We start from the raw sequence: 13,288 nt of genomic DNA, 5'->3' as shown, positions 1-13,288 counted from the left end.
GTTTTGCTATTCGTGAAGGTGGTCGTACTGTTGGTGCCGGTATCGTCTCTAAGATCATTGAATAAATAATGCTTGTTAAAGGGGTGTTAAAAGTGTTTTAGTTTTGAGAGTTAGGGGTATAGCTCAGTTGGTAGAGCGGCGGTCTCCAAAACCGCAGGTCGCGGGTTCAAGTCCTGCTGCCCCTGCCAAAGAGGGATTTTACATATAAGGGAGTGGATTTTGCTGCCTTTTTCGCTTTTTTTGATATGGGGCTTGTTTTTTTGTGTGTGAAACGGTATTGAATAGAAAGTAAGGAAATTGCATAAGTCTGAAAGTTGGCTTTTGCGTTTTTTTCCTGTTTATTTTGTTCTATAAAACACAATGGGACTAGAGAGAGTATAGTGTGACGATGGCATCTAAAACCAATCCGATTACCTTTTTGAAGCAGGTTTATGCAGAAACAATTAAAGTGAAATGGCCTACACGTCGTGAGACGGTTATTTCTACTATTATGGTTTTGTTGGTAACTGCATTGGCTTCAGCTTTCTTTTTTATTGTGGATCAGGTTATGCATTTTGGTGTTTGGCGGGTTATTGATCTTCTGAAATATCTTTTTAGTTGAGAATGTAAGGAAGTGTGACTGTGGCAGCTCGTTGGTATATTGTTCAGGCATATTCAAATTTTGAAAAGAAAGTAGCGGAAGCTATTGATAAGGAGGCAAAGCAAAAGGGACTTGATCATCTTTTTGAAAAGATTTTTGTTCCAACAGAGCGTGTTGTAGAGGTTCGTCGTGGACGCAAAGTTGATACTGAGCGAAAATTTTTTCCTGGTTATGTTCTTGTTCGTGCTGAGTTAACAGATGAAGTTTATCATCTTATTAAGAATACGCCTAAAGTGACAGGTTTTTTAGGGTCGGATGCGCGTCCTGTTCCTATTTCTGATCGAGAGGTTGAACAAATTCTCAAACAAGTTCAGGAAAGGGTTGAGTCTCCAAAGTCCTCTGTATTGTTTGAGGTTGGAGAGCAAGTTCGCGTTGCTGATGGTCCTTTTGTTTCGTTTAATGGAATTGTTCAAGAGGTTGAAGAAGAGCGCTCTCGTCTTAAGGTTGAAGTGCTTATTTTTGGGCGTCCTACGCCTGTTGATTTGGAATTTGGTCAGGTTGAAAAACTCTGATTAAACTTAGAGTAGTTTTAATTACTTTAAGGAAGGAGTGGGAGGTGATTTATAGCTTTTGTCGGCTTAATGATCCGAACCACGTGACTGCAAGCGGGTAACGGGCAAGATGAATTGTCAGTATACCAGTGAAATTAAGGGCAGATTGTTATGGCAAAAAAAAGTATAGGTCAGCTTAAGTTGCAGGTTCCTGCAGGAGCTGCTACTCCATCTCCACCAATTGGTCCAGCTCTTGGGCAGCGTGGTATTAATATCATGGAATTTTGTAAGGCGTTTAATGCAGCGACACAAGAAATGGAAAAGGGGGCACCGATTCCAGTTGTTATTACGTATTACCAAGATAAGTCTTTCACCTTTTCTCTCAAGACGCCTCCTGTATCCTTCTTTTTAAAGAAGGAAGCAAACCTGAAATCTGGCTCAAAAGAGCCTGGTAAAGTGTCTGTAGGAAGCATTTCTCGCGATAAAATTCGTTCGATTGCGGAATCAAAGATGAAAGATCTTAATGCGAATGACATTGAGGCAGCAATGCGTATGGTTGAAGGTTCTGCTCGCTCGATGGGCTTGGAAGTGGTGGGCTAATATTATGGCAAAAGTAGCAAAAAGAATAAAAAATATCCGAAAAGATATTGATTTTAATGAACTCTACGCTTTAAAAGATGCCGTTTCAATGGTTAAGGAGCGTGCCGTTGCTAAGTTTGATGAAACAATCGAAATTTCAATGAACTTGGGTGTTGATCCTCGTCATGCTGATCAAATGGTTCGAGGCGTTGCTCATTTGCCTAATGGAACAGGGAGAAATATTCGTGTTGCCGTTTTTGCTCGTGGGGATAAGGCTGAGGAAGCTAAGGCGGCAGGAGCTGATATTGTGGGTGCCGAAGATTTATTTGAAAGCGTTAATAGAGGGACTATAGATTTTGATCGTTGTATTGCAACGCCAGACATGATGCCTCTTGTTGGTCGTCTTGGTAAGATTCTTGGTCCACGGAGTTTGATGCCGAATCCGAAAGTTGGTACTGTAACACTTGATGTCGCCGGTGCTGTCAAAGCTTCTAAAGGTGGTGCTGTTGAGTTTCGCGTGGAAAAAGCTGGTATTGTGCATGCTGGTATTGGTAAGGCTTCTTTTGGTGTTGAAAAAATCGTAGAAAATATAAAAGCCTTTGCAAGTGCAGTTATTAAAGCCAAGCCGCAAGGTGCAAAAGGTGAGTATATTAAGCGCGTTGCTGTTTCGTCGACTATGGGAATTGGTGTTAAAGTTGATCCAGCAACGGTTCGTTCAGAGCTAGTATAAGCTGATTTATAATTTTGTTTTGGGGTATGGGAATATCAAAATTGTATTTAAAATGCTGATTTTGATCAGCTCGCTATCTAAGCTTTATAGGGCTTAGGTTGTACCGGGAGAAATTCCGGAATATCCTGTCCGAGATTGTAGGTGATGCTTTTAAGTATCTTAATCAAAAAAACCTGCATGAGACTGGGGTAAAAACTGAGAGTTAAAAGACTTAAAGGGTTTGAGCCAAGGTTGCCTTTGAACGCTGTGCGTGAAAAAGGGGACAGGATCCTCATCGGTGACATGAAGTATTTTATGTTATCAAAGGTAACCAACAGGTTTGTTTTAAGCAAATCTGTTAAATGGAGAGAGACAGTGAATAGAGCGGAAAAACGCGAATTTGTTACATGGCTTAACGAGGCTTTTCGGAAGTCTGGTTCTGTTGTTGTTGCACATTATTCCGGTCTGACAGTTTCACAGATGAATGATCTGCGTTCGAAAATGGGTGAAGCTGGCGGTGCCGTTAAGGTCGCCAAAAACCGTCTTGCTAAAATCGCTCTTCAGGGCACGGAATCTGAATCGATAGTGGGTTTGTTTACTGGACAAACGCTTATTGCTTATTCAGAAGATCCAATCACTGCACCGAAAGTTGCTGTTGATTTTGCGAAAAGCAATGACAAATTTGTCATACTTGGCGGTTCAATGGGTGCAACAAGTTTAACTGTAGATGCTGTGAAGTCATTGGCTTCATTGCCTTCATTAAACGAGTTGCGTGCAAAACTTGTGGGTATGATTTCTACCCCGGCGACCCGTATTGCACAGGTTGTTAATGCCCCTGCTGGTCAGGTTGCACGTGTCATTGGAGCATATGCTCAGGAGGATAAGGCGGCTTAAGGCTGTTTGTATTCACGTTTATGGAAGAGCTTTAATGCTTTTCTGTTTTTTTGAATAAGATTTAATAATGGTTCAAATCTTTTAATTGAAGGAATTTAAAAATGGCTGATCTAGAGAAGATCGTAGAAGACCTTTCTAATCTAACCCTTTTGGAAGCCGCTGAGCTTTCTAAGTTACTTGAAGAAAAGTGGGGAGTTTCGGCTGCTGCTCCTGTAGCTGTCGCTGCTGTTGCTGGTGCTGCTGCTCCAGCTGCTGAAGAAAAAACAGAATTTGATGTTATTCTTGTTGAAGGTGGCGCACAAAAAATTAATGTTATTAAGGAAGTTCGTGCTCTTACTGGACTTGGTCTTAAAGAAGCTAAAGATCTGGTTGAAGGTGCACCTAAGCCTATTAAAGAGGCTGCTTCTAAAGAAGAAGCAGAAAAAATTAAATCTCAACTTGAAGCTGCCGGTGCTAAGGTGGAACTTAAGTAAATTTAATTTTATCGGCGGGCATTTATGTTCGCCGATTTTCTTTCTCTTAATACAAAGAGGGAAAATAATGAGTAAAAAACTTTTCCCAATGGTTTCGTAACAGGAATGGGATAGGTTTGGATTACTTACCCCTTCATCATAGAGTCAAAGAGATAAATGGCTTATGTTGGTGGGGAAAGTTAATGATGCTCATTATTGAGTGTCAAGTGAACTGGTCTGCATATGCAGGTTAATGGTATAAGGCTTTCAAGGTTGGTCTACCTTGAAGAGTAAAGATCAAGGAGCGACGATGGCTCAGACTCACGCAATGATGTCTCAATTCAATGGTCGTAAGCGCGTACGGAAATTTTTTGGTAAGATTCCTGAAGTAGCAGAAATGCCGAATCTTATTGAGGTTCAAAAAGCCTCATACGATCAATTTCTCATGGTTGAGGAACCGAAAGGTGGGCGACCAGATGAAGGTTTGCAAGCTGTTTTTAAATCGGTTTTTCCTATTTCAGATTTTTCCGGTACAGCTATGCTTGAGTTTGTAGGTTATGAATTTGATTTACCAAAATTTGATGTTGAAGAGTGCCGTCAACGTGATTTAACTTATGCTGCCCCATTAAAGGTCATATTGCGTTTGATTGTTTTTGATGTTGATGAGGATACTGGCTCCAAAGATATCAAAGACATTAAAGAGCAAGGCGTTTATATGGGCGATATGCCTTTAATGACGACGAATGGTACCTTTATTGTTAATGGTACGGAGCGTGTTATTGTTTCTCAGATGCATCGTTCTCCTGGTGTCTTTTTTGACCATGATAAAGGAAAGTCCCATTCATCAGGAAAGCTTCTTTTTGCTGCTCGTGTTATTCCGTATCGTGGTTCTTGGCTTGATATTGAGTTTGATGCTAAGGACATCATTTATGCGCGTATTGATCGACGGCGCAAGATTCCTGTTACTAGTCTTTTGATGGCATTAGGTATGGATGCGTCGGATATTTTATCGACGTTTTATGATAAAGTGACTTATGAGCGTGATGGAGAAGGATGGCGAGTTCCTTATTCTGTGGATCGCTTTAAAGGAATGAAGCTCATTTCTGACCTTATAGATGCAGATAGTGGTGAAGTCGTTGCGGAGGCTGGTAAAAAATTAACAGTTCGTACTGCGAAGTCTTTGGTAGAAAAAGGACTTAAAGCGGTTAAAGTTAGTGAAGATGATTTATTAGGTTGTTATCTAGCCGAAGATATCGTCAATTACGAAACAGGTGAAATCTACCTTGAAGCTGGTGATGAAATTGACGAAAAAGTATTAAAAGTTCTGCTCGATGTTAGTGCTGATCAAGTCAATATTCTTGATATTGATCACATGAATATTGGCGCTTACATCCGCAATACTTTGAAGGTGGATAAAAATGAAAGTCGGCAGGATGCGTTATTTGATATTTACCGGGTGATGCGTCCAGGTGAACCTCCAACAATCGATACAGCAGAAGCAATGTTCCATTCATTGTTTTTTGATCCAGAGCGTTATGATCTTTCAGCTGTCGGGCGTGTTAAGATGAATTTACGTATGGATCTTGATTGTCCAGACACAGTTCGCATTTTACGCCAAGAGGATATTCTTGCTGTTGTTAAGATGTTGGTTGAATTGCGTGATGGACGTGGTGAAATTGATGATATTGATAATCTTGGCAACCGTCGCGTTCGTTCCGTCGGGGAGTTGATGGAAAATCAATATCGCATTGGTCTTCTTCGTATGGAACGTGCGATAAAAGAGCGTATGTCATCGGTTGAAATTGATACAGTTATGCCACAGGATTTGATCAATGCAAAGCCTGCGGCAGCAGCAGTCCGTGAATTTTTTGGGTCTTCACAATTGTCGCAGTTTATGGATCAAACCAATCCATTGTCAGAAATTACCCATAAGCGCCGTCTTTCTGCTCTTGGTCCAGGTGGTTTGACTCGTGAACGTGCGGGTTTTGAAGTCCGTGACGTACATCCTACGCATTATGGTCGTATTTGTCCGATTGAAACACCAGAAGGCCCCAATATTGGTCTGATTAACTCCTTAGCAACATTTGCGCGAGTTAACAAATATGGCTTTATTGAAAGCCCATATCGAAAAATTATTGATGGAAAAGTCACAAAAGAAGTTATTTATCTTTCAGCGATGGAAGAAGCAAAGCATTATGTCGCTCAGGCTAATTCTTCATTAGATAACGAAGGTCGTTTTATAGAAGAGTTTGTTGTTTGCCGTCATGCTGGTGAAGTTTTAATGGCGCCGCGTGATCATGTTGATTTGATGGATGTTTCACCAAAACAGTTGGTTTCAGTTGCAGCAGCGCTTATTCCTTTTTTGGAAAATGATGATGCGAATCGTGCGCTTATGGGATCGAACATGCAGCGTCAAGCAGTTCCTCTTGTACGCGCTGAAGCGCCATTTGTTGGGACGGGAATGGAATCTATTGTTGCGCGCGATTCAGGAGCTGCTGTGAGTGCAAAACGTAGTGGTGTTGTTGATCAAGTCGATGCTACCCGTATTGTTATCCGTGCAACAGAAGATTTAGATCCTTCAAAATCAGGCGTTGATATTTACCGCTTACAGAAATTTCAGCGTTCTAATCAGTCCACTTGTATTAATCAGCGTCCTCTTGTACATGTCGGTGATAGGGTAGAGAAAGGTGATATCATTGCAGATGGTCCATCCACGGATCTTGGTGATTTGGCTCTTGGGCGGAATGTTCTCGTAGCCTTTATGCCTTGGAATGGATACAATTATGAAGATTCTATTTTGTTATCCGAGCGCATTGTTGCTGATGATGTGTTTACTTCAATTCATATCGAGGAATTTGAAGTTGCGGCACGCGATACAAAACTTGGACCTGAGGAAATTACGCGCGACATTCCTAATGTTGCGGAAGAAGCGTTAAGAAATCTTGATGAAGCTGGCATTATTTATATTGGTGCTGAAGTTCAACCAGGTGATATTTTAGTTGGAAAGATTACCCCGAAAGGTGAAAGTCCCATGACGCCGGAAGAAAAGCTTCTGCGTGCAATTTTTGGGGAAAAGGCATCCGATGTTCGTGATACTTCTATGCGTATGCCTCCTGGGACTTTTGGTACTGTTGTTGAAGTTCGCGTTTTTAATCGCCATGGCGTGGAAAAAGATGAACGTGCGATGGCAATTGAGCGTGAAGAAATTGAGCGTTTAGCAAAAGACCGTGATGATGAACAGTCTATTCTTGATCGCAATGTTTATGCGCGCCTCACCGATATGTTGACAGGTAAAGTTGCTGTAGAAGGTCCGAAAGGCTTTTCGGGTAGTAAAAAGCTTGATAGTACAGTAATGGGGCATTATCCGCGATCCCAGTGGTGGCAATTTGCTGTTGAGGATGAAAAGCTTCAAAATGAAATTGAAGCTTTGCGCAAGCAATATGATGAATCAAAAGAAGCATTACAACGTCGCTTTATGGATAAGGTTGAAAAGGTCCAAAGAGGTGATGAAATGCCTCCTGGTGTCATGAAAATGGTGAAAGTTTTTGTGGCTGTGAAGCGCAAAATCCAACCAGGTGACAAGATGGCGGGACGTCACGGGAATAAGGGTGTTGTTTCACGTATTCTTCCCGTAGAAGATATGCCATTTCTTGAAGATGGGACCCATGCTGATATCGTCTTGAATCCGCTTGGTGTGCCTAGTCGTATGAATGTTGGACAAATTCTTGAAACGCATCTTGGTTGGGCATGTGCGGGGATGGGCAAGAAGATTGGTGCTTTGTTAGAGTTATATCAAGAGACTGGGGATATATTGCCGTTGCGTCAGCGTATTGAAAATCTTATGCCTGATGATAATCATAATGAACCAGTTCGTCAGTATGATAATGAAAGCCTTTACAAATTGGCATTGCAGATGAAGAAAGGGGTTTCAATTGCAACGCCTGTTTTTGATGGAGCACATGAGTCTGATATTAACATGATGCTGGAAGACGCAGGCTTAGATAGTTCAGGGCAGGTTACGCTTTATGATGGTCGTACTGGGGAGCCTTTTGATCGTCCAGTAACGGTGGGATATATTTACATGTTGAAATTGCATCACCTTGTTGATGATAAGATTCATGCGCGTTCTATTGGTCCCTATTCACTTGTTACGCAGCAGCCATTAGGAGGTAAGGCACAATTTGGTGGTCAGCGTTTTGGTGAAATGGAGGTATGGGCGCTTGAAGCTTATGGTGCTGCATACACTTTGCAGGAGATGCTAACAGTAAAATCAGATGATGTGGCTGGTCGAACAAAAGTCTATGAGGCAATTGTGCGTGGTGATGATACATTTGAGGCAGGTATACCCGAAAGCTTTAATGTGTTGGTAAAAGAAATGCGCTCACTTGCTCTTAATGTGGAGCTTGATGATGCGCGTGAACTTATTGCACAGCGGGCATTGTCTGATACGGCAGAATAATAATTCAAGGAGCGCACTAGAAAAAGGCTGCGCTCTTATTACTTTAAGAGGCTCAATAACCTTATTAAGGCTATACAGGTCATTTTTAAAAGTAAATGTATTTTAAAGAAGATCTGTTATAAAATAAATGAGATATTACAACAGGTTCTAAGAATCTTTGAAGGAGAACAGCATGAACCACGAGGTCATGAATCTTTTCAATCCTCAAGCGCCAGCGCAGACATTTGACTCTATTCGTATTTCTATTGCGAGTCCTGAGAAAATTTTGTCCTGGTCGTATGGTGAGATTAAGAAGCCTGAGACTATTAATTATCGGACTTTTAAACCAGAACGTGATGGTCTTTTTTGTGCACGTATATTTGGCCCTATTAAGGACTATGAATGTCTATGTGGCAAATATAAACGCATGAAGTATAAGGGCATTATTTGTGAAAAATGTGGTGTAGAGGTTACTCTTTCGCGCGTACGTCGTGAGCGTATGGGGCATATTGAACTTGCGGCACCCGTTGCGCATATATGGTTTCTTAAATCATTACCAGGCCGTATTTCTACACTTTTAGATTTAACTTTAAAAGATATTGAACGGGTTCTTTATTTTGAGAATTATATTGTAACCGAACCAGGGTTAACATCTCTTAAGCTCCATCAGCTTCTTTCTGAAGAAGAATATATGCTTGCTATTGATGAATTTGGAGAAGATCAGTTTACAGCTATGATTGGCGCTGAAGCTATTTACGAGCTTTTAGCTAGTATGGAGTTAGATAAAATCGCTAATGATTTGCGTCTTGAATTAGCTGAAACAACTTCAGAGTTAAAGCAGAAAAAATTGATTAAACGACTTAAAATCGTTGAAAATTTTCTTGAATCTGGAAATAAGCCAGAGTGGATGATTATGAAAACAATTCCGGTTATTCCACCGGACTTGCGTCCATTGGTTCCGCTTGATGGTGGGCGTTTTGCGACATCAGATCTGAATGATCTTTATCGGCGTGTTATTAATCGTAATAACCGCTTGAAACGGCTGATTGAATTGCGTGCTCCTGGAATTATCGTACGCAATGAAAAGCGTATGGTACAAGAAGCTGTTGATGCATTGTTTGATAATGGACGGCGTGGGCGTGTGATTACTGGAGCCAATAAACGTCCTCTTAAGTCTTTATCAGATATGTTGAAGGGCAAGCAAGGGCGTTTTCGTCAGAACTTACTTGGGAAGCGTGTTGATTACTCGGGGCGTTCTGTTATCGTGACGGGTCCTGAATTAAAATTGCATCAATGTGGTCTTCCCAAAAAAATGGCTCTTGAATTATTTAAGCCTTTTATTTATGCGCGGCTTGATGCAAAAGGCTATTCATCAACGGTAAAGCAGGCAAAGAAGCTTGTTGAAAAAGAACATCCAGAAGTTTGGGATATCTTGGATGAGGTTATTCGTGAACACCCTGTTTTACTCAACCGCGCGCCAACATTGCACCGTTTGGGGATTCAGGCTTTTGAACCTATCTTAATTGAGGGAAAAGCTATACAGCTACATCCATTGGTGTGTACTGCTTTTAATGCAGATTTTGATGGTGATCAGATGGCGGTTCACGTGCCGCTTTCTCTTGAAGCACAGCTTGAAGCCCGTGTTTTGATGATGTCCACCAATAATATTCTTCATCCGGCAAATGGTGCTCCCATTATTGTTCCCTCACAGGATATGGTTCTTGGTCTTTATTATCTTTCAATTGTTTCTGAAAAAGAACCAGGTGAAGGAATGGCCTTTTCTGATATAGGTGAGCTTCATTATGCCTTGGAAAATAAGGTTATAACGCTTCATACGAAGATTAAAGGCCGTGTTAAGAATATGGGGAAGGATGGAAAAGAAGTCTCTAAACTTTATGATACGACACCTGGTCGTTTGATTATCGGTGAGCTTTTGCCAAAAAGTGCGGATATCTCATTTGATATTGTCAATCAAGAGATGACGAAAAAGAACATTTCTAAAATGATTGATCATGTTTATCGGCACTGTGGACAAAAAGAGACGGTTATTTTTTGTGACCGTATTATGCAGCTTGGCTTTTCTTATGCTTGTCGTGCAGGAATTTCATTCGGTAAGGACGATATGGTTATTCCTGATAGTAAGTCGCGTTTAGTCGCAGAAACAGAAGCTTTGGCTAAGGAGTACGAACAGCAATATAATGATGGTTTGATTACACAAGGTGAAAAATACAATAAGGTTGTAGATGCTTGGGGTAAATGTACAGATCGCGTCGCAGATGAAATGATGAAACGTATTCAAGCTGTGGATTTTGATCCTAAAACAGGTCGTCAACGGCCGATGAATTCTATCTATATGATGTCGCACTCTGGTGCTCGTGGTTCTGCTAACCAGATGAGACAATTGGCCGGTATGCGTGGATTAATGGCAAAACCATCGGGTGAAATTATTGAAACACCCATTATTTCAAATTTTAAAGAAGGTCTAACTGTTAATGAATACTTCAATTCCACGCATGGTGCACGTAAAGGACTTGCTGATACTGCGTTAAAGACGGCGAACTCTGGTTATTTAACACGGCGTCTTGTTGATGTTGCACAGGATGCTATTATTTCAGCAGTTGATTGTGGTACCGCAAAAGGGCTTACCATGCAGCCGATTGTTGATGCAGGACAAATTGTTGCCTCCCTTGGGCAAAGAATTCTTGGTCGTACAGCGCTTGTTGATATTCTACATCCTGTCTCTGGAGAGGTTATCCTTGAAGGTGGAGCAATGATTGAGGAAGCTGATGTCGCGAAGATTGAAGCAGCTGGGATTCAATCTGTTCAAATTCGTTCTGCATTAACATGTGAAACACGTCTTGGTGTTTGTGCAAAATGCTATGGTCGTGATTTGGCGCGTGGAACACCTGTTAATCAGGGAGAAGCGGTTGGTGTTATTGCTGCTCAATCCATTGGTGAGCCGGGAACACAGCTTACTATGCGTACTTTTCACTTAGGAGGAACTGCGCAGGTTGTTGATTCATCGTATTTAGAGGCATCTTATGAAGGTAAGGTGGAAATTCGTAATCGTAATGTAGTTCGTAATTCTGAAGGCCATTTGGTTGTTATGGGGCGTAATATGGCTATCCTTATCAAGGATGAGTTAGGAAAAGAGCGCGTTGTACATCGTGTTAGCTATGGTGCTCATATTTTTGTTGATGATGGTGATGTGGTTAAACGTGGCCAACGTATAGCAGAATGGGATCCTTATACACGTCCAATTTTAACGGAAGTTGAAGGCTATGTGGGTTTTGAAGATATGATTGATGGTTTATCTGTCACTGAAACAGCTGATGAATCTACGGGTATTACGAAGCGTTTGGTGATTGATTGGCGCGCTAATCCACGTGGTGCGGATCTTAAACCAGCTATTATTATTCACACGGATAAAGAAGGTGAATCCATTGCTAAATTGTATAAGGGAGGTGAAGCCCGTTATATGATGTCAGTGGAAACTATTCTTTCTGTTGAGCTTGGTGCTCATGTTAAGGCTGGTGATGTTATTGCTCGTTTGCCAATGGAAAGTGCCAAGACGAAAGATATTACGGGTGGTCTTCCTCGTGTGGCTGAGCTTTTTGAAGCGCGTCGTCCAAAGGATCATGCGATTATTGCTGAAGTAAGTGGTACAATTCGATTTGGCCGTGGTTATAAGAATAAACGTCGTATCATTATTGAACCAAATGATGAAACTCTTGAGGCAGTAGAATACTTGATTCCAAAAGGTAAGTTGTTCCACTTCCAAGAAGGCGATCAAATTGAAAAGGGAGATTATATCCTTGATGGTAATCCAGCACCTCATGACATCTTGGCGATTAAGGGGGTTGAAGCTTTGGCATCTTATCTTGTTAATGAGATTCAGGAGGTTTATCGTCTGCAGGGAGTTCTTATTAATGATAAGCACATTGAAGTGATTGTTCGTCAAATGTTGCAAAAAGTTGAAATTACTGAATCTGGAGATTCTGGTTATATTCCAGGTGATAATGTTGATCGTATTGAACTTGATGAAATCAATGATAATTTGATTGCAGAAGGGAAGAAACCTGCATCTGGTAATCCCATTCTTCTTGGAATTACAAAAGCTTCTCTTCAAACACCTTCTTTCATTTCGGCGGCATCGTTTCAGGAAACAACACGTGTTCTTACTGAAGCAGCAGTTTCTGGTAAAATTGATACTTTGCAAGGACTTAAAGAGAACGTTATTGTCGGTCGTCTTATTCCAGCAGGTACGGGTGGTACAATTTCTCAAATCCGTCGTATTGCTGCAGTTCGTGATGATTTGATTGTAGATGAGCAGCGTAAGTCTAGTAATAACGAAGTGGCTAAGGCTATGTTGACAAATATGACAACCGGGGCCGTTACTGAATAATTTAAATACAACACCACATAATATAAAAACGTCTGAATAGAAAGTTCAGACGTTTTTTATTTCGAAATGCAGAAGTTGTATATTTTCTTGAAAAATATCAAAAATTATAAGGCGATAGTTATTTTAAACATCTTTAGTAGCTTATTATTTTGTAATGATGCTTATCTTTTTTGTTACTTTATTTTAAAGTTTCTTAATTTCTAAAAGCAGTATAGAATTTTTCCAAAATATGTGAAACTCAAAAATCATATTCAAGGAAAAGAGTTGATTATCTACAAATCAAATAAGATTGATTTTGAACTTTAGGAAAATTTTTGATTGATATCTTCTATAAAAATTTAAAAGGACTTATGATGAAAGATCAAGAGTCTTTTCTATAATCTAAAAAATAATTGATTCTCTACTATACAATGTTTGTGAATGTATTTTCTTCTAAATTAGAATGCAGAAAAGTAGAGATTAAGGTGCTCACTAAGTTTTATAAAAAATAGACATATTTCTTATAACAATGTGATCTATGCAGACAGAATAATAAAATGTACGAATATTATTCAATTGGAAAATTAACACGTGAGTTTTCAATAATAGCTCGAACTTTGCTATGAAGAAGAGGGACTTCTTATCCCTTTTCGGTGTGGAAGTACACGGCTTTATACATAAACGGATCGTCATAAGTTAAA

Annotated in this window: 8 protein-coding genes, 1 tRNA gene and 1 pseudogene; all 10 read left to right on the top strand. The window is 40.4% G+C overall.

What is annotated here, in order from left to right; translation table 11 throughout:
* Window positions 1–65: pseudogene (locus ACFINR_RS05880) on the top strand (elongation factor Tu); the annotation flags it as partial.
* 47 nt (window positions 66–112) lie between these two features.
* Window positions 113–188: transfer RNA gene (locus ACFINR_RS05875), tRNA-Trp, on the top strand.
* A 200-nt stretch (window positions 189–388) separates the two neighbouring features.
* Window positions 389–601, top strand: coding sequence for a preprotein translocase subunit SecE (secE, locus tag ACFINR_RS05870; protein WP_273790652.1), 213 nt, complete (start codon window positions 389–391; stop codon window positions 599–601).
* Window positions 602–621: 20 nt separating this feature from the next.
* On the top strand, window positions 622–1,152 hold the full coding sequence (gene nusG / locus ACFINR_RS05865; protein WP_273790740.1) for a transcription termination/antitermination protein NusG: 531 nt from the start codon (window positions 622–624) through the stop codon (window positions 1,150–1,152).
* A gap of 150 nt (window positions 1,153–1,302) precedes the next feature.
* Window positions 1,303–1,731 (top strand): 50S ribosomal protein L11, encoded by a 429-nt coding sequence (rplK, locus tag ACFINR_RS05860; RefSeq protein WP_273723157.1) that lies wholly within the window; start codon window positions 1,303–1,305, stop codon window positions 1,729–1,731.
* Window positions 1,732–1,735: 4 nt separating this feature from the next.
* Complete coding sequence (gene rplA / locus ACFINR_RS05855) at window positions 1,736–2,440, top strand: 50S ribosomal protein L1 (protein ID WP_375613460.1); 705 nt, start codon at window positions 1,736–1,738, stop codon at window positions 2,438–2,440.
* 354 nt (window positions 2,441–2,794) lie between these two features.
* Complete coding sequence (gene rplJ / locus ACFINR_RS05850; protein ID WP_012755027.1) at window positions 2,795–3,313, top strand: 50S ribosomal protein L10; 519 nt, start codon at window positions 2,795–2,797, stop codon at window positions 3,311–3,313.
* Window positions 3,314–3,414: 101 nt separating this feature from the next.
* Entirely contained in the window at window positions 3,415–3,786 is a 372-nt protein-coding gene (gene rplL, locus ACFINR_RS05845; RefSeq protein WP_273790654.1) for a 50S ribosomal protein L7/L12, read from the top strand.
* A 289-nt stretch (window positions 3,787–4,075) separates the two neighbouring features.
* A complete protein-coding gene (rpoB, locus tag ACFINR_RS05840; RefSeq protein ID WP_375612113.1) occupies window positions 4,076–8,224 on the top strand; it encodes a DNA-directed RNA polymerase subunit beta in 4,149 nt (1,382 codons plus the stop codon).
* Window positions 8,225–8,396: 172 nt separating this feature from the next.
* Window positions 8,397–12,608 carry a DNA-directed RNA polymerase subunit beta' gene (gene rpoC / locus ACFINR_RS05835; RefSeq protein ID WP_375612114.1) on the top strand — a complete coding sequence of 1,404 codons (4,212 nt, stop codon included), beginning with the start codon at window positions 8,397–8,399 and terminating at the stop codon, window positions 12,606–12,608.
* The last annotated feature ends 680 nt before the right edge of the window (window positions 12,609–13,288 follow it).

The sequence above is a fragment of the Bartonella sp. AP19HLJMH genome (assembly GCF_042196245.1).
Lineage (GTDB): Bacteria > Pseudomonadota > Alphaproteobacteria > Rhizobiales > Rhizobiaceae > Bartonella.
The sequence above is the reverse complement of the archived record's forward strand: the minus strand, read 5'-3'. Positions and strand labels throughout refer to the sequence as shown.

Bases quoted from the DNA above. Each gene is read 5' to 3' on its own strand.
- secE (WP_273790652.1), top strand. From the start codon at position 389: ATGGCATCTAAAACCAATCCGATTACCTTTTTGAAGCAGGTTTATGCA.
- rplK (WP_273723157.1), top strand. From the start codon at position 1,303: ATGGCAAAAAAAAGTATAGGTCAGCTTAAGTTGCAGGTTCCTGCAGGA.
- rplA (WP_375613460.1), top strand. From the start codon at position 1,736: ATGGCAAAAGTAGCAAAAAGAATAAAAAATATCCGAAAAGATATTGAT.
- rplL (WP_273790654.1), top strand. From the start codon at position 3,415: ATGGCTGATCTAGAGAAGATCGTAGAAGACCTTTCTAATCTAACCCTT.
- rpoB (WP_375612113.1), top strand. From the start codon at position 4,076: ATGGCTCAGACTCACGCAATGATGTCTCAATTCAATGGTCGTAAGCGC.
- rpoC (WP_375612114.1), top strand. From the start codon at position 8,397: ATGAACCACGAGGTCATGAATCTTTTCAATCCTCAAGCGCCAGCGCAG.